14 protein-coding genes are annotated in these 16,577 nt (G+C 72.4%); 9 read left to right on the forward strand and 5 right to left on the reverse strand.

Annotated features, from left to right (window positions below; translation table 11 throughout):
* From ASG88_RS10715 to ASG88_RS22625, 3 genes are all read left to right on the forward strand, one after another.
* Positions 1 to 1,894: bifunctional FO biosynthesis protein CofGH (locus tag ASG88_RS10715; RefSeq protein ID WP_056887817.1), on the forward strand; the 1,894-nt coding region annotated here is incomplete at both ends.
* Positions 1,895 to 1,954: 60 nt separating this feature from the next.
* On the forward strand, positions 1,955 to 2,209 hold the full coding sequence (locus tag ASG88_RS23090) for a hypothetical protein (protein WP_235534837.1): 255 nt from the start codon (positions 1,955 to 1,957) through the stop codon (positions 2,207 to 2,209).
* 34 nt (positions 2,210 to 2,243) lie between these two features.
* Complete coding sequence (locus ASG88_RS22625; protein WP_082600270.1) at positions 2,244 to 4,112, forward strand: alpha-amylase family protein; 1,869 nt, start codon at positions 2,244 to 2,246, stop codon at positions 4,110 to 4,112.
* 138 nt (positions 4,113 to 4,250) lie between these two features.
* On the opposite strand, the gene ASG88_RS10720 is transcribed toward ASG88_RS22625, so the two are convergent.
* Positions 4,251 to 4,949 (reverse strand): VOC family protein, encoded by a 699-nt coding sequence (locus tag ASG88_RS10720; RefSeq protein WP_056887443.1) that lies wholly within the window; start codon positions 4,947 to 4,949, stop codon positions 4,251 to 4,253.
* Between the two features lie 143 nt (positions 4,950 to 5,092).
* On the reverse strand, positions 5,093 to 6,130 hold the full coding sequence (locus tag ASG88_RS10725) for an NAD(P)-dependent alcohol dehydrogenase (RefSeq protein ID WP_056887444.1): 1,038 nt from the start codon (positions 6,128 to 6,130) through the stop codon (positions 5,093 to 5,095).
* 175 nt (positions 6,131 to 6,305) lie between these two features.
* Here ASG88_RS10725 and ASG88_RS10730 point away from each other — a divergent pair, with 175 nt between their 5' ends.
* Positions 6,306 to 7,013, forward strand: a complete 708-nt coding sequence (locus ASG88_RS10730; RefSeq protein ID WP_056887445.1) for an ANTAR domain-containing protein — start codon at positions 6,306 to 6,308, stop codon at positions 7,011 to 7,013.
* A gap of 18 nt (positions 7,014 to 7,031) precedes the next feature.
* Here the strand turns inward: ASG88_RS10730 and ASG88_RS10735 are convergent, their stop codons facing one another.
* Together ASG88_RS10735 and ASG88_RS10740 are read right to left on the reverse strand one after the other, a co-directional pair.
* A complete protein-coding gene (locus tag ASG88_RS10735; RefSeq protein ID WP_056887446.1) occupies positions 7,032 to 7,928 on the reverse strand; it encodes a helix-turn-helix transcriptional regulator in 897 nt (298 codons plus the stop codon).
* A gap of 16 nt (positions 7,929 to 7,944) precedes the next feature.
* Positions 7,945 to 8,622, reverse strand: a complete 678-nt coding sequence (locus tag ASG88_RS10740; protein ID WP_056887447.1) for a GntR family transcriptional regulator — start codon at positions 8,620 to 8,622, stop codon at positions 7,945 to 7,947.
* Between the two features lie 92 nt (positions 8,623 to 8,714).
* Between ASG88_RS10740 and ASG88_RS10745 the strand changes: the two genes are divergently transcribed.
* Entirely contained in the window at positions 8,715 to 9,881 is a 1,167-nt protein-coding gene (locus ASG88_RS10745) for a mandelate racemase/muconate lactonizing enzyme family protein (protein ID WP_056887448.1), read from the forward strand.
* 50 nt (positions 9,882 to 9,931) lie between these two features.
* Here ASG88_RS10745 and ASG88_RS10750 read toward each other — a convergent pair whose 3' ends face one another.
* Positions 9,932 to 10,432: a hemerythrin domain-containing protein gene (locus tag ASG88_RS10750; protein ID WP_056887449.1), complete on the reverse strand. Its 501-nt coding sequence runs from the start codon at positions 10,430 to 10,432 to the stop codon at positions 9,932 to 9,934.
* Positions 10,433 to 10,567: 135 nt separating this feature from the next.
* Here ASG88_RS10750 and ASG88_RS10755 point away from each other — a divergent pair, with 135 nt between their 5' ends.
* The 4 genes from ASG88_RS10755 (at position 10,568) to gabT (ending at position 16,560) form a co-directional block, all read left to right on the forward strand.
* Positions 10,568 to 11,956, forward strand: coding sequence for an NAD(P)/FAD-dependent oxidoreductase (locus tag ASG88_RS10755; protein WP_056887450.1), 1,389 nt, complete (start codon positions 10,568 to 10,570; stop codon positions 11,954 to 11,956).
* 48 nt (positions 11,957 to 12,004) lie between these two features.
* On the forward strand, positions 12,005 to 13,666 hold the full coding sequence (locus ASG88_RS10760) for an amidohydrolase (protein WP_056887451.1): 1,662 nt from the start codon (positions 12,005 to 12,007) through the stop codon (positions 13,664 to 13,666).
* Between the two features lie 103 nt (positions 13,667 to 13,769).
* Positions 13,770 to 15,200: a flavin monoamine oxidase family protein gene (locus ASG88_RS10765; protein ID WP_056887452.1), complete on the forward strand. Its 1,431-nt coding sequence runs from the start codon at positions 13,770 to 13,772 to the stop codon at positions 15,198 to 15,200.
* A gap of 4 nt (positions 15,201 to 15,204) precedes the next feature.
* Positions 15,205 to 16,560 carry a 4-aminobutyrate--2-oxoglutarate transaminase gene (gene gabT / locus ASG88_RS10770; RefSeq protein WP_056887453.1) on the forward strand — a complete coding sequence of 452 codons (1,356 nt, stop codon included), beginning with the start codon at positions 15,205 to 15,207 and terminating at the stop codon, positions 16,558 to 16,560.
* The last annotated feature ends 17 nt before the right edge of the window (positions 16,561 to 16,577 follow it).

Consider the following 16,577-nt stretch of genomic DNA (forward strand, 5'->3'; position numbering starts at 1 on the left):
TGCCGCACCTCAACCCGGGTGTCATGTCGTGGGAGGAGATGACGCGCCTCAAGCCGGTCTCGCCGTCGATGGGGATGATGCTCGAGACGACCTCGCGGCGGCTCTTCGAGACGAAGGGGCTGGCGCACTTCGGGTCGCCCGACAAGGACCCSGACGTCCGGTTGCGGGTGCTGGAGGACGCGGGCCGGTTGTCGGTCCCGTTCACGTCCGGCCTGCTGGTCGGGATCGGCGAGACGCTGGCCGAGCGCGCGGAGACGGTGTTCGCGCTGCGCGCGGTGGGGCGCCGGTACGGCGGCCTGCAGGAGGTCATCGTGCAGAACTTCCGGGCCAAGCCGGACACCGCGATGCGSCACGYCGACGACCTCGGGCTCGACGAGTACCGCGCCGCGATCGCGGTCACCCGGATCGTGCTCGGCCCCAAGACGCACATCCAGGCGCCGCCCAACCTGACCGACACCACCGAGTGCCGGCTGCTCCTCGACGCCGGCATCGACGACTGGGGCGGGGTGTCACCGCTGACGCCGGACCACGTCAACCCCGAGCGTCCGTGGCCCTCGTTGGAGCGGTTGCGGGCGCTGACCGCGGAGGCCGGTCTGGAGCTGCGGCCGAGGCTGACGGTGCACCCGGAGTACGTCCTGGCCGGGGAGCCGTGGCTCGACCCGCGCGTCGCGTCCCACGTGGCGGCGCTGGCCGGGCCCGACGGCCTGGCCMGGGACGGCGTACGCCCTGCTGGTCTGCCGTGGCAGGCACCCGACGGTGGCCTGGAGTCCCACGGTGGCGGTCGKGGTCGTGTCGACCTGCACGCGAGCATCGACACCGACGGTCGGACCGAGGACCGGCGGGCCGACTTCGACAGCGTGTACGGCGACTGGGACGAGCTGCGCGAAGAGGTCGGTGGTGGGGTAGTTGGGGACACTCTGGTCGGTTCAGGAGCCGGAGACCGACCGTCCGGTCCCCAACTAGCCGCCGAGGGGCGGGCGGCCCTGGCGGCGGCGGAGAAGGATCCCGCCGGCCTGAATGATGAGCAGGCGTTGGCCCTGATGACCGCGGAGGGCGACCTCCTCGAGCAGGTGTGCCGCCTCGCCGATGACCTGCGCCGCGACACCGTGGGCGAGGAGGTGACCTACGTCGTCAACCGCAACATCAACTTCACCAACGTCTGCTACGTCGGGTGCCGGTTCTGCGCCTTCGCGCAGCGGCGTACGGACGCGGACGCCTACTCGCTCTCGCTGGACCAGGTCGCCGACCGCGCACAGGAGGCGTGGGAGCTGGGCGCGACCGAGGTCTGCATGCAGGGCGGCATCGACCCCGAGCTGCCGGGCACGGCGTACTTCGACCTCGCCGCCGCGGTCAAGGAGCGGGTGCCGGGCATGCACGTGCACGCCTTCTCGCCGATGGAGATCGTCAACGGCGCGACCCGCACCGGCCTGTCGGTCGAGGACTTCCTGATCCGGGCGAAGGAGTCGGGCCTCGGCTCGATCCCCGGCACCGCGGCGGAGATCCTCGACGACGAGGTCCGCTGGATCCTCACCAAGGGCAAGCTCCCGACCCGCACCTGGATCGACGTGGTCAGCACCGCGCACCGCGTGGGCCTGCCGTCGAGCTCGACGATGATGTACGGCCACGTCGACAACCCGCGCCACTGGGTGGCGCACCTGCGGGTGCTGCGCCGCATCCAGGACGAGACGGGCGGGTTCACCGAGTTCGTGCCGCTGCCGTTCGTGCACACCTCGTCGCCGATCTACCTGGCGGGCGTCGCCCGCCCGGGCCCGACGATGCGTGACAACCTCGCGGTCCACGCGATGGGTCGGATCATGCTGCACGGCTCGATCCGCCACATCCAGACGAGCTGGGTCAAGCTGGGTGTCGACGGCACCCGGGCGATGCTCCGTGCNGTTGTCACGCATCGTCGACGATGCGTGACAACCTCGCGGTCCACGCGATGGGTCGGATCATGCTGCACGGCTCGATCCGCCACATCCAGACGAGCTGGGTCAAGCTGGGTGTCGACGGCACCCGGGCGATGCTCCGTGCMGGTGCCGACGACGTGGGCGGGACGCTCATGGAGGAGACCATCTCGCGGATGGCCGGCTCSGAGCACGGCTCGGCCAAGACCATCGCCGACCTCCACGAGATCGGGGAGGGCATCGGGCGCCCGATGCGCGAGCGCACCACGACGTACGGCGTCCCGGTCCGCGCCGCGGTCTGACCCCCACGCCGCGCCCGTGCGGTTGGATGTCCCCATGTCGGTCCCGCCGCCTGACCTCACCGAGCTCCTGGGAGCCCTCCCGCCCCACCGCCGCGATCTCTTCGGGGCCCGCGTCGAGCGCTGGTGGCCGGACCTCCTCGACGGCCTGTCGGTGTACGCCGACCCGGCCGCGGTGGGCGAGCGGGTCGTCGCCCTCGCGGCGCGCGCCTTCGCGGAGCGTGACGACGAGCTGCACGCCCTCGACCTGCGTCGCACCCTGGCCCCGGACTGGTTCCAGCGACCGGAGGCCGTCGGCTACGCGGCGTACGTCGACCGCTTCGCCGGCGACCTGCGCGGGGTGGTCGACAAGGTCGGCCACCTCCAGCGCCTCGGCGTCACCTACCTCCACCTGCTGCCGCTGCTCAAGCCGCGGCCGGGCGACAACGACGGCGGCTATGCGGTCATGGACTACCGGAGCATCCGCGAGGACCTCGGCACCATGGAGGACCTGCGTGACCTGACCGACACCCTGCGCGGCGAGGGGATCTCGCTGTGCCTCGACCTGGTGCTCAACCACGTCGCCGCGGAGCACGAGTGGGCCGTGCGGGCCCGGGCGGGGGAGCAGCGCTACCGCGACTACTTCCACGTCGAGGCGGACCGGGCGGCCGTGGACGCCTGGGAGGAGACGCTGCCGGAGGTGTTCCCGGACTTCGCGCCGGGCAGCTTCACCTGGGACGACGACCTCGAGGCCTGGGTCTGGACGACCTTCAACAGCTGGCAGTGGGACGTCAACTGGGCCAACCCGGACGTCTTCTGCGAGTACGCCGACATCGTGCTCCACCTGGCCAACCACGGTGTGGAGGCGATCCGGCTCGACGCCATCGCGTTCACGTGGAAGCGCCTCGGCACCGCCTGCCAGAACCAGCCCGAGGTGCACGCCCTCACCCAGGCCCTGCGCACCGTCACCCGCCTGGCCGCCCCCGCCACCATCTTCAAGGCGGAGGCGATCGTCGGGCCGCGCGACCTCGTGCAGTACCTCGGGAAGGGCCGCCACCACGGCAAGGTCAGCGACCTCGCCTACCACAACGGGCTCATGGTGCAGGTCTGGTCGATGCTCGCCGCCGGCGACGTCCGGCTGGCCACCGAGGCGCTCCAGCGGCTCGACCCGATCCCGGCCTCGACGGCATGGATCACCTACGCCCGCTGCCACGATGACATCGGCTGGGCCATCGACGACGGCGACGCCGCGGCGGTCGGGCTGCACGGGTGGAGCCACCGCTCGTTCCTCGCGGACTTCTACAGCGGCGACTTCCCCGGGTCGTGGGCCCGTGGGCTGGTCTTCCAGCACAACCCCGCCACCGGCGACCGACGCATCTCGGGCACGCTGGCCAGCCTCGCCGGGCTGGAGTGCGGCGACCCCCTGGCGTTGGACCGGATCCTGCTGGCCCACGCGGTCGTGCTGGGCTGGGGCGGACTGCCCGTGCTCTGGATGGGCGACGAGGTGGGGCTGCTCAACGACCCCGACTGGGCCGACGAGCCCGGGCACGAGGGCGACAACAGGTGGGCGCACCGGCCGCGGATGCCCTGGCCCGTCGACGAGGACGGCGCGCTCCTCCAGCGCGTACGACGCCTGGTCCGGGCCCGCGCGGCGACCCCGCACCTGCACGCCTCGACCGGCACCACGGTGCTCGACCCCCACGACACCGGCGTCCTGCTGACCCTGCGCGAGCACCCGCTGGGCCCGATGGTCAGCGCCTACAACGTCACCGCGACCGAGCGCTGGGTCTGGGGCGACCGGCTGCGCGAGCTCGGCCTCGACCCCGACAGCTGCGTCGACCGGGTCAGCGGCGAGCCGCCCCACCTGGCCGGACCGGGCGACGTGCGCCTGCGTCCGTACCAAGCCGTGTGGCTGACCGCGCCCTGACTAGCGCGCGGACCGAGCAGGAGTGAGCACGACGTAGGCAGTTGGTGGACGGCAGCTCTCGGCCCCGCGTGGCGATGTCGATCGGCCCGCGAACTGCCTTCGTTGTGCGCGTTCTGGGGCGGAGAAGTACCGAACCGGTCAGCGGAGGGACAGCCGGAACTCGTTGCCGTCGGGGTCCGCCAGCACCGCGGCGCCGTCGCCGCGATCGCGCACCGTCGCACCGAGCGAGACGAGCCGCTCGACCTCCGCAGCGAGGTCGCCGGCGGTGACGAGGTCGAAGAACATCCGGTTCGGCCCGTGCTTCTCGTTGAGCGGCGGCCCGCCCCACGCGATCTTGGGTCCGCCGTGGGGCGACCGGATCCCGGTCTCCCCGTCCTGCTCCCAGACCAGCGGCCAGTCGAGGGCCGCGGCCCAGAAGTGGCCGACCTCCGGGGTGCCGTCGCAGGCGACCTCGCCGAGGAACCCGCATCCTTCGAGCCAGCCGTTGCCGGCCTCGATCACGCAGAACTCGTTGCCGTCGGGATCGGCCAGCACGACGTGGTCCTCCTCCGGCAGCTGGCCGACGTCGAGGTGCCGGGCTCCGAGGTCGAGGGCCCGCTGCACGGTGAGCCCCTGGTCCTGCGGCTCCGCGCTGGTGAGGTGGAGGTGCACCTGGTTGAGGCCCACCCGAGGCTCCGAGGTCACGTCGAAACGCAGCCCGAACCCCGTGTCGTCGGTGGGCAGCAGGTCGGTCGTCGAGGCCGGGGACACCTCCCAGCCGAGGAGGTCGACCCAGAAGCGGGCCAGCCGCTCGGGGTCGGTGGCGCGGATCGTCAGGGCCTCGAGTCGTGCGGTCACCGGGTCTCCTCCGAGCAGGACGGCATCACCCTCGGAGGCTAGGCGTCGTACCGCGCGCACGCGAGCGACTTTGTCCGGACGCACCGGAGCCCCCGCACCCACGAGGGGTGCGAGGGCTCCGGGGAGCGACGACGAAGGACGGCTCAGAAGGTCTTCGCGTCGATGACGAACCGGTAGCGGACGTCGGAGGCGAGCACTCGCTCGTACGCCTCGTTGATCTGGTCGGCCTCGATGACCTCGACCTCGGAGACGATCCCGTGCTCGGCGCAGAAGTCGAGCATCTCCTGCGTCTCGGCGATGCCACCGATCATCGAGCCGGAGTAGGACCGACGGTTGGTGAGCAGCGCGAAGACGTTGAGGCTCAGCGGCTCGGCCGGGGCGCCCACGTTGACGAGGGAGCCGTTGACGTCGAGGAGGCCGAGGTAGGCGCTCACGTCGATCTTGGCGCTGACCGTGTTGATGATCAGGTCGAACGAGCCGGCGAGCGCCTCGAAGGTGTCGGGGTCGCTGGTCGCGTAGTAGTGGTCGGCGCCCAGGCGGAGGCCGTCCTCCTGCTTCTTCAGCGACTGCGAGAGCACGGTGACCTCGGCGCCCATCGCGTGGGCGATCTTGACGGCCATGTGGCCCAGCCCGCCGAGGCCGACGACCGCGACGCGCTTGCCGGGGCCGGCCTGCCAGTGCTTGAGGGGGGAGTACGTCGTGATGCCGGCGCACAGCAGCGGCGCGGCGGCGGCGGGGTCCAGGCCCTCGGGGACGGACAGCACGTACTCGTCGTTCACGACGACGTGGGTGGAGTAGCCACCCTGGGTGATGGTGCCGTCGCGGTCCTCGGCGCCGTAGGTGCCGACCATGCCCTCGACGCAGTACTGCTCGTCGCCGCGCTGGCAGTTGGCGCACTCGCCGCACGAGTTGACCATGCAACCGACGCCGACGGTGTCGCCGACGGCGTGGCGGGTGACCTCGGGGCCGACCTCGGTGACGGTGCCGACGATCTCGTGGCCGGGCGCCAGCGGGTAGGACTGCGGACCCCAGTCACCGCGGACGGTGTGGATGTCGGAGTGGCAGATGCCGGCATGGGTGATCTCGATCAGGACGTCATGGGCGCCGACGTCGCGGCGGGTGATCTGGGTACGGGCGAGGGCCTCGCCCTCGGCGGGGGCAGCGAATGCTGTGACCTGCATGGGTGCTCCTTGGGGTGTGACGACATGGTGGTGTGACGGGTTCCGTCCGGTGCCAACGACGGATGACCGTGATCCATGCCCGATCTGGGGGGTTCGGCTGATCGGGGTACTGTCAGTACCCCCCAGGGATGCCACCCGGGCCATGGAACTTCGAGAAGCGGGGTACGGCGCAGACATGGATCCCATCCCCGAGACCGCGGCGGCGATCGAGGAGTTCGGCCCGTTCGCCGAGGCCGACCTGCTCGAGCAGCTCTCCCACCGGAGCGACCAGGTGAAGGCGCTCGTCCCGGACTGCGTCGGTCTCAGCCTCGCCTCCTCGCGACACGACGTGACCTTCACGATGGTGGCCACCAGCGCGGAGATCGCGGTGCTCGACGCCGTGCAGTACCTCTCCGGCGGGCCGTGCGTCGACGCGGTGCAGGCCGACAGGGTGGTCACCTTCGACCACGACGACGTGCTGGACGAGCAGGCCTGGCAGCTCTTCGCGCAGGCCACGGCCGCCTCGCACGTGCTCTCCACGGTGACCCTCCCGGTGCTGGCCGGCGGCGCGGTCGTGGGCAGCATCAACCTGTACGCCGCGTCGGCCGACGCCTTCGTGGGGCACCACGAGGCGATCGCCCGGATCTTCGACGCCTGGGCGCCGGGGACGGTGACCAACGCAGACCTCTCGTTCAGCACCCGCGCGGTCGCCGAGCAGGCACCGCACAAGCTCAAGCAGGACGTGGACATCCAGGTGGCCGTCGGGATCCTGGCCGCCGCCCGCGGCACCGACGTCGACGAGGCACTGGACGAGCTGCGGGGGGCCGCGCGACGAGCCGGTGTCACCGAGGCCGAGCTGGCCGCCACCCTGATCGAGGTCGAGCGCCACGAGGGGCGCGCCTGAGGTCGGATGGTGGCGGGGTCAGGAGGTGCGTGACACGACGGACTCCGTGGCGAGGCCCTCCTGCGAGGCCGCCCACGAGGCGAGCAGGCGCAGGGCGTCGGCCGAGGGCGTGCCGGCCGGGGCGGTGTAGACGTTGAGGTAGAGCCCGGGCGCCGAGGCGAGCTCCATCGACTCGAAGTCGAGGTCCAGCTGCCCGACGACTGGGTGGCGCAGCCGCTTGCGACCGCTCCGGTGGAACTGCACGTCGTGCGACGCCCGGCGCTGGCGGAAGAGCTCCGAGCTCGTCGAGAGCCGGCCGACCAGCTCGATCAGCGCCTTGTCGTGCGGGTTCTTGCCCGCCTCGAGCCGGAGCATCGCGGCGGCGTCGTTGGCGATCTTGTCGTAGTCGACGAAGAACTCCTCGGCGGCCTCGCGTTGCAGGTAGACGAACCGCGTGGTGTTGGCCGGGCGTTCGGGATCGGCGAGCACCGGGCTGTAGAGGGCGCGCGCCAGCTGGTTCATCGCGACGATGTCGTGGCGACCGTTGCGCACCCACGCCGGGGCGTCGGTCATGGCGTCCAGCACCTGCTGGATCGCCGGTCGGACGGTGACGGGCGCGGGCCGGCGGCGACGGTTCGTACCGGCTCCGCACTCCTTGGCCAGGGCGAGGAGGTGGGTGCGCTCCGCCTCGTCGAGCTGCAGGGCCTGGGCGAGGGCCTCCAGGACCCCCTCGGAGGCGCCAGCCAGGTTGCCGCGTTCCATGCGGACGTAGTAGTCGACCGAGACGCCGGCGAGCATGGCGACCTCCTCGCGACGCAGGCCCTTGACCCGTCGGTTGCCGCCGTGCGCCGGGAGGCCGGCCTGCTCGGGCGTGATCCGGGCGCGACGGGTGCTGAGGAAGTCGCGGATCTGCGCGCGGAGGTCGGTCGTGGCCATGGGTCCACGGTAGGCCTCAGCTGCTGAGCGCCTCCTCGCCCGCCTCGGTGGCGAGCGCGGTGGCGGTCAGGCTGTGGTCGATGTGGCTGCGCATGAGTGCGGCCGCCTGCTCGGCGCCCCCGGCCACGACGAGCTCGACGAGGCGTCCGTGCTCCTCGAAGTCGCGGGTCCGCGGCTCGGCGCCGGGCGGCAGCTCGAGGCCCGCGCGGCGGTAGCGGTCGGATCGGTCCCAGAGCCCGTCGAGCAGGTCGACCAGCACCGTGTTGTGCGACGCGACGTACAACGCGCGGTGGATGTCGCGGTGCGCGACGAGCGCGGCCTCGCCCCACTGCTGGGTCACCGGCAGCAGCCGGCCCAGGGCCTCCTGCATGCGCTCGATGTCGGCATCCGTACGCCGCACGGCCGCGAGCGCGACCGCCTCCGACTCGAGGGCGCGCCGGGTCTCGAAGAGCTCGCGTGCCTCGTCGGCGTCCATGGGGGCGACGCGCGCGTTGCGGTGGGCGTCGAGGTCGACCAACCCCTCGCCGCTCAGGCGGCGGATGGCCTCGCGCAGCGGGGTGATGCTGATGCCCAGCTCGTCGGCCAGGACGTACTGCATCAGCTTGGATCCGGCCTCCAGGCGACCGTCGAGGATGCGGGCGCGGACCTCGGCGTACGCGACGTCGCTCTTGCTGGAGTACACGTTGTCGACCACGGGACGATCTTATAAGACCGACTTGCGGATGGGCCCGGCGGCGGTCTACGGTCTTTCTCACATCTTATAAGATCTGCGAGAAGGGTAGTCCGATGAAGATCGTCTCCGTCCACGAGGGCGTCATCCCCATCAGCTCGTCGATGAGCAACGCGTTCATCGACTTCAGCACGATGGACTGCTCCATCGTCGCCCTCGTCTCCGACGTGGTCGTCGACGGTGAGCCGCTCGTGGGCTACGGGTTCAGCTCCAACGGCCGCTACAACGCGGGCGACATCCTGCGCCGACGGATCCTGCCGCGCCTCACCGACGCCCCGGCCGACAGCCTTCTCGACGACGGCGGCGAGCTCTCGCCGACGCTGGCCTGGGACGTGATGATGCGCAACGAGAAGCCGGGCGGCCACGGTGAGCGCTCGGTCGCCGTCGGTGTCGTCGACATGGCGCTGCACGACCTGGCCGCCAAGGCTGCCAGGGTCCCGCTCTACCGCTGGATCTCCGACCACTACGGCGACGGCGAGACCGACGACTCGGTCTTCGTCTACGCCGCCGGCGGCTACTACGCACCAGGCAAGACCGACCGCGACCTCCAGGACGAGATGCGGCGCTTCCTCGACGCCGGCTACGAGGTCGTCAAGATGAAGATCGGTGGGGCCGACCTCGCCGAGGACCTGCGTCGCATCGAGGCCGTCATCGAGGTGCTCGACGGCGACGGCTCGCGTCTCGCGGTGGACGTCAACGGCCGCTTCGACCTCGACACCGCGCTGGCCTACGGGCGGGCCCTCGAGCCCTACGGCCTGTTCTGGTACGAGGAGGTCGGCGACCCGCTCGACTACGGGCTCAACGCCACCCTGTCGGAGCACTACCGCCACCCGATCGCCACCGGGGAGAACCTCTTCTCCCTCCAGGACGCCCGCAACCTCGTCCGCTACGGCGGGATGCGGCCCGACCGGGACTGGATCCAGGTCGACCCGGCGCTGAGCTACGGCCTCGTCGAGTACGTCCGGATCCAGGACATGCTGCGCCAGCACGGCTGGTCCTCGCGGCGGTGCATCCCGCACGGCGGTCACCAGTTCTCCCTGCACATCGCGGCCGCCCTCAAGCTCGGTGGCAACGAGTCCTACCCCGGGGAGTTCCAGCCCACGGGTGGCTTCGCGGACGACGCGGTCGTCGAGGGCGGCCGGGTGTCGCCGGGGGAGCGCCCGGGCATCGGCCTGGAGGGCAAGGCCGTCTTCCACGAGGTCCTGCGCGGCCTGCACGCCTGACCCGGGTCCCGGCCCCGACGACGCGCGACGTCGGGGCCGGGACGGGCGCGTCAGGCGATGACGGCGTCGATCGTCTTCTTGAGGGCGCTCGGCTGGGACGGCCGGGTCGGGGCCTTCTCGCGGGCCGCGAGCAGCTCCTCGCCGATCTCCTGGAGCGCCTTGCGGCCGAGTCCTTCGCGCACCTTGGGGAACCAGTCCTGCTCCTCCTCGTCCATGTGGTGCGTGACGTTCTCGATGAGCACCGTGGTCTTGGCGTCGAAGCGCTCGTCGCCCGGCTTCAGGGCGGCGAGCTCGACGACGAGCACGTCGGCGACGTGGTGCTCCTCGTAGGACTCGAGGACGTCGTCCTCGAGCTCGGGCAGCAGCTCGCGGACGCGGGGGTACATGACCTCGTTCTCGATGTAGGTGTGCACGGTGAGCAGCTCGATGATCCGGTCGACGAGCTCGCCCTTGCGGACATGGGCGTTCTCGCCTGCCTGCTGGAACTGGCGGAAGACCTTGCGGATCTCCTGGTGGTCCTTCTTGAGCTGGACGATGGCGTCGCTGGACATCTGTGCCTCCTGGGTGGGGGACGGGGCTCCTCCACCGTGCTCGTACCCGATGGCCGGCGTCCATACCCGCCACGGGGGGTCCTGTGTGCGGGGTCACCTCTGGCGGGACGACCACCGAGGTGCCAAGGTCGTCCCGTGCAGAGCGAGGGTGCCGGACCGGCCAACGGCGGAGTGTCCTTCTGGTGGAGCCAGGTCGGTACGCCGACGCCGCGGCCGCCGCTGCCCGGCTCCACCGACGCCGACGTGTGCATCGTCGGAGCCGGCTACACCGGGCTCTGGACGGCGTACTACCTGAAGCGGGCTCAACCGGACCTGCGGGTCGTCGTGCTGGAGGCACGGTTCGCCGGGTACGGCGCGTCCGGTCGCAACGGCGGCTGGCTCACCAACAGCGTCACCGGCGGTCGCGAGCAGTACGTCCGTGCCGGCGACCGCGGCCCGGCGATCGTGCAGCAGAAGGCGCTCAACGAGTCGGTGACCGAGGTCATCCAGGTCGCGGAGCGCGAGGGGATCGACGCCCACATCGTCCGCGGCGGCGAGCTCGAGGTGGCCCGCAACGCGGCGCAACTGGCGCGGCTGCGCGCGAAGGCCGCCTCCGAGGCGACGTGGCCGCACACGGACACCGAGCTGCTCGACGCCGCCGCGACGTCCGCGCGCGTCGCGGTGGCCGGGGCGGTCGGCGGCCTCTGGCACCCGCACTGCGCCACCCTCCACCCGGCGCGACTCGTCGCGGGTCTCGCCGACGCGGTCGAGCGGCTCGGCGTGACGATCCACGAGGACACGGCCGTCACCGCGATCGAGGAGGGCCGGGCGCGGACCGGACGCGGCGACGTCCGGGCCCGTCACGTCATCCGGGCCACCGAGGGCTTCACGCCGGGGCTGGCCGGCGAGCGGCGCACCCTGCTGCCGATGAACTCCAGCCTCGTGGTCACCGAGCCGCTCCCGGCCGACGTCTGGGAGAGCATCGGCTGGCACGGCCGCGAGGCGCTGGGCGACTTCGCGCACGCCTACATCTACGCCCAGCGGACCGCCGACGACCGGATCGCCTTCGGCGGCCGCGGCGTCCCCTACCGCTACGGCTCGCGCACGGACACCGACGGCGCGACCCACCCGGAGACGATCGACACGCTGACGGGCCTGCTGCGCACCTTCTTTCCCGCCGCCCGCGACGCGGCGATCGACCACGCCTGGTGCGGCGTCCTGGGCGTCCCGCGCGACTGGTCGGCCTCCGTCGGCCACGACCCCCGCACCGGTCTGGGCTGGGCCGGCGGGTACGTCGGCACGGGCGTGACCGCCACCAACCTCGCCGGCCGCACCCTGGCCGACCTGGTCCTCGGGCACGACACGGAGATCACCCGGCTGCCGTGGGTGGGGCACCGGGCGCGTCGCTGGGAGCCCGAGCCGTTGCGGTGGCTGGGCGTGCAGGCCCTCTACCGCGCCTACCACGCCGCCGACCGCCAGGAGGCGTCCGGCCGGCCCACCACCTCGCCCCTCGCCCGGGCCGCCGACGTCGTCGCCGGCCGCTGACGGACCCTTGCCCGACCTGCCTGCCGAGACCCCACGATCGGAACTTCCATGGACCGCACCGACCGCACCGACACCCGCCTCGGCGACCTGCTCCTGCGAGACGCACCGCTCTACCGCGACGGACGCTGGGACGGCGACTGCCTCGTCGTACGCGACGGTCTCATCGCCGGTCTCGGCAGCCACGACGACGTCGCCCACCTCGTCGGCCCGGACACCCGGGTCGAGAGCCTCGTCGGGCGCTGGCTGCTGCCGGCCTTCCACGACGCCCACGTGCACCCGGTGCAGGCGGGCACCGAGATGAACCTCTGCAACCTCACCGACCTCGGCACCATCGAGCAGTACGTCGAGCGGATCGCGTCGTACGTCGCCGCGCACCCCGACCGCCCGTGGGTCACCGGCGGCGGCTGGTCGATGGATTCCTTCCCCGGCGGGGTCCCCACCGCCGACCTGCTGGACCGGGCGTGCCCGGACCGCCCGGCCTTCCTGCCCAACCGCGACCACCACTCCGCGTGGGTCAACACCCGCGCGCTCGAGCTGGCCGGCATCGACGAGCACACGCCGGACCCGGCGGACGGCCGGATCGAGCGCGGCCCGGACGGGCGACCGACCGGTGCCCTGCACGAGGGCGCGATGGACCTCGTCGCCGCCCACGCGCCGAAGGCGACGCAGGAGGAGCTGATGGCCGGGCTGATGACCGCGCAGCAGCACCTCCACTCGATCGGGATCGTCGGTTGGCAGGACGCCCTGGTCGGTGCCGGCCTCGGCATGCTCGACACCCTGGACACCTACCTCGACGCGCACCGCTCCGGGCGACTGACCGCCAAGGTGGTGCTGGCGCTGTGGTGGGACCGCGAGCGCGGCCTCGAGCAGGTGCCCGAGCTCGTCGAGAAGCGCCGCCGGGCGGCCGAGGTCGGCGTGCGCGCGACCAGCGTCAAGATCATGCAGGACGGCGTGTGCGAGACCCACACGGCCGCGATGCTCGACCCCTACCTCGACGCGCACGGGCACACCACCGACAACCGCGGCCTCTCCTTCATCGCCGCCGACGACCTCGAGGTGTACGTCGCGGCGCTGGACGCCGAGGACTTCCAGGTGCACGTCCACGCCCTCGGCGACCGTGCCGTCCGCGACAGCCTGGCGGCCGTCGAGCACGCCCGGACGGTCAACGGCCCGCGCGGCAACCGCCACCACTTCGCGCACCTCCAGGTCATCGACCCCGCCGACGTGGCCCGCTTCGCCGCCCTCGACGTCACCGCCAACGCGCAGCCGCTGTGGGCGTGCCGCGACCAGGCGGTCGAGGAGCTCACGCTGCCCTTCGTGTCCGAGACGGCACGCCAGCAGCAGTACGTCTTCGGGTCGCTGCTGCGCGCCGGCGCCCGGCTCGCCTGCGGCAGCGACTGGCCGGTCTCCGAGGCCGAGCCACTCCACGGGATGCACGTGGCGGTCAACCGCCGGGCGCCCGACATGGGCCCCGACGACGAGCCCCTGCTCCCCGACGAGGCGCTCACCGTCGTCGAGGCGCTGGCCGGCTACACCACCGGCTCGACCTACCTCAACGGCCTGGAGGACGTCTCCGGCCGCCTCGAGGTCGGGTACGCCGCGGACCTGGTCGCCGTCGACGCCGACGTCCTCGGCGGGGACCCGATGGCCCTGGCGCAGACCCGGGTCACGCACACCTGGGCGGACGGCAGTCCGGTGTTCGAGGCGTGATCGAGCCACTGTTTCGGGGGTGAATCGTGCCGATTGCTGCGCATTCCATGGGTCGAAGAATCTCGAAGCGACGAAATCGGTGGTCTGAGGCTAGGCTGACGCCATGACCCACCACATCCCCGAGCACGACACCTCCGCCGCGGAGGCCGTCGACGTCGACGTGGTGGTCATCGGCGCCGGCGTCACCGGGCTCACCGCCGCCCGCCGGCTGCGAGCGGCCGGTCGGAGCGTGCTCGTCGTCGAGGCCCGGGACCGGGTCGGCGGCCGGCTGCTGACGGACGACGTGGACGGTGTCCGCCTCGAGGTCGGCGGCCAGTGGGTCTCGCCGGACCAGACGGCCCTGCTCGCCGTGCTCGACGAGCTCGACCTCGCGACGTACCCCCGCCACCGCGAGGGCGAGTCGGTCTACGTCGGTCGCGACGGCGTCCGCCGCACCTTCACCGGCGACGCGTTCCCGGTCCCGGCGGAGACCGCCGCGGAGGTCGACCGCATCACCGCGGAGCTGGACCGGCTGGCCGCCGGGATGGATCCGCTGTCGCCCTGGGAGCACCCCGACGCCGAGGAGCTCGACCGCGTCACGTTCGCCGAGTGGCTGGTGCGCCAGACCGACGACGTCGAGGCGCGCGACAACATCGCGCTCTACGTCGGGCCGGCGATGCTGACCAAGCCGACCCACGCCTTCTCCGTGCTCACCGCGGTGCTGATGGCCGCCAGTGCCGGAGGCTTCAGCAACCTCGTCGACGCCGACTTCATCCTCGACCGCCGCGTCGTCGGCGGGCTGCAGGAGGTGCCGCTGCGCCTCGCCGAGGGGCTGGGTGACGCCGTCCGCGTCTCCACCCCGGTGACCGCGACCGGCTGGGACGACGACGGTGTCACGGTCACCGCCCCCGACCTCACGGTCACCGCCCGGCACGCGCTGCTCGCCGTCCCGCCCACCCTGGTGGGCCGCATCGCCTTCACGCCCGCCCTGCCCGCCGGTCACCAGCAGATGCGGCAGCACCAGTCCTTCGGGCTGGTCATCAAGCTGCACATCACCTACGAGACGCCGTTCTGGCGCGACGCCGGCCTGTCCGGCACTGCATTCAGCCCCTACGCGCTGGTGCACGAGGCCTACGACAACACCAACGAGGACGTCCCCGGCGAGACCCGCGGCACCCTGGTCGGCTTCGTGTCCGACGAGCGGGCCGACGCGCTGCTCGCGCTCCCGGCCGACGAGCGCCGCCGTCGCGTCCTGGAGTCGCTGGCCGGCTACTACGGCGACGGGGCCCTGCGCCCGGTCGGCTACTACGAGAGCCCGTGGATGCACGAGGAGTGGACGGCCGGCGCCTACGCCACCAGCTTCGCGACCGGCTCGCTCACCCGCTTCGGCCCGCTGACCCGCGAGGACGTCGGCCCGCTGTCCTTCGCCAGCAGCGACATCGCCGGCCTCGGCTTCCAGCACGTCGACGGCGGCATCCGCATGGGGGAGGCCGCGGCCGAGCGGATCCTCGCCGTCCCGTCCCCGCTCCGTCCCGTCGCAGACCCCGAGAGGTAGACCCATGACCAGCACCGAGAGCCGCCCCGCCACCGCCCCCGTCGCCGGGTCGCGTCGCCTCGTCACCGAGCTCCCCGGCCCGCGCTCGCGCGAGCTCGCCGCCCGCAAGTCCGCCGCGGTCGCCTCTGGGGTCGGCACGATGATGCCCGTGTACGCCGTGCGCGCGCACGGCGGCGTCGTCGAGGACGTCGACGGCAACGTGCTGATCGACCTCGGCTCGGGCATCGCGGTCACCACGGTCGGCTCGAGCGCCCCGCGGGTCGTCGCGGCGGTGCAGGAGCAGGTCGCGGCCTTCACCCACACCTGCTTCATGATCACGCCCTACGAGGGCTACGTCGCGGTGGCCGAGCGTCTCAACGCGCTGACCCCCGGCGACCACGACAAGCGCACCGTGCTCTTCAACTCCGGCGCCGAGGCCGTCGAGAACGCCGTCAAGATCGCCCGCACGCACACCGGCCGGCAGGCGGTGGTGGCGTTCGACCACGCCTACCACGGCCGCACCAACCTCACGATGGCGATGACGGCCAAGTCGATGCCCTACAAGCACGGCTTCGGCCCGTTCGCGTCCGAGGTCTACCGGGCGCCGCTGTCCTACCCCTTCCGCGACGGCGGGCTGTCCGGTGCCGAGGCGGCGGCCCGAGCCATCGACCTCATCGACAAGCAGGTCGGCGCCGACAACCTGGCCGCGGTCGTCATCGAGCCGATCCAGGGCGAGGGCGGCTTCATCGTGCCGGCGCCCGGCTTCCTCCGGGCGCTCGCCGAGTGGTGCCGCGACAACGGCGTCGTCTTCGTGGCCGACGAGGTCCAGACCGGCTTCGCCCGCACGGGCGCGATGTTCGCCTCCGAGCACGAGGGCGTCGTGCCCGACCTCATCGTCACCGCCAAGGGCATCGCGGGCGGGCTGCCGCTCTCGGCCGTGACGGGTCGCACGGAGATGATGGACTCCGTCCACGCCGGCGGTCTCGGCGGCACGTACGGCGGCAACCCGCTCGCCTGCGCCGCCGCGCTGGCCGTGATGGACACGATCGTCGAGGAGGGCCTCGTCGAGCGGGCCGGCCAGGTCGAGCGCATCCTCACCGAGCGGCTCGAGCGGATCCGTGCCGCCGACCCGCGCGTCGGCGACATCCGCGGGCGCGGCGCCATGATGGCCGTCGAGCTCGTCGAGGCCGGCACCACCACCCCGGACCCCGCCACGGCGAAGGCCGTCGCCGCCGAGGCGCACCGGCAGGGCGTCGTGGTGCTCACCTGCGGCACCTACGGCAACGTCCTGCGCTTCCTGCCGCCGCTGGCCATCTCCGACGACCAGCTCCACGAGGCCTTCGACGTGCTCGACGCGGCATTCGCCACGACGGCCAGCTGAGCGTCGTACGACGCCGG

This window comes from Nocardioides sp. Soil777, from assembly GCF_001428425.1.
Classification (GTDB): domain Bacteria; phylum Actinomycetota; class Actinomycetes; order Propionibacteriales; family Nocardioidaceae; genus Nocardioides; species Nocardioides terrigena.

Coding starts and splice junctions, on each gene's coding strand:
- ASG88_RS10730 (WP_056887445.1), top strand. CDS start 6,306: ATGGATCCCATCCCCGAGACCGCGGCGGCGATCGAGGAGTTCGGCCCG.
- ASG88_RS10745 (WP_056887448.1), top strand. CDS start 8,715: ATGAAGATCGTCTCCGTCCACGAGGGCGTCATCCCCATCAGCTCGTCG.
- ASG88_RS10750 (WP_056887449.1), bottom strand. CDS start 10,432: ATGTCCAGCGACGCCATCGTCCAGCTCAAGAAGGACCACCAGGAGATC.
- ASG88_RS22625 (WP_082600270.1), top strand. CDS start 2,244: ATGTCGGTCCCGCCGCCTGACCTCACCGAGCTCCTGGGAGCCCTCCCG.
- gabT (WP_056887453.1), top strand. CDS start 15,205: ATGACCAGCACCGAGAGCCGCCCCGCCACCGCCCCCGTCGCCGGGTCG.
- ASG88_RS10765 (WP_056887452.1), top strand. CDS start 13,770: ATGACCCACCACATCCCCGAGCACGACACCTCCGCCGCGGAGGCCGTC.
- ASG88_RS10760 (WP_056887451.1), top strand. CDS start 12,005: ATGGACCGCACCGACCGCACCGACACCCGCCTCGGCGACCTGCTCCTG.
- ASG88_RS10725 (WP_056887444.1), bottom strand. CDS start 6,130: ATGCAGGTCACAGCATTCGCTGCCCCCGCCGAGGGCGAGGCCCTCGCC.
- ASG88_RS10735 (WP_056887446.1), bottom strand. CDS start 7,928: ATGGCCACGACCGACCTCCGCGCGCAGATCCGCGACTTCCTCAGCACC.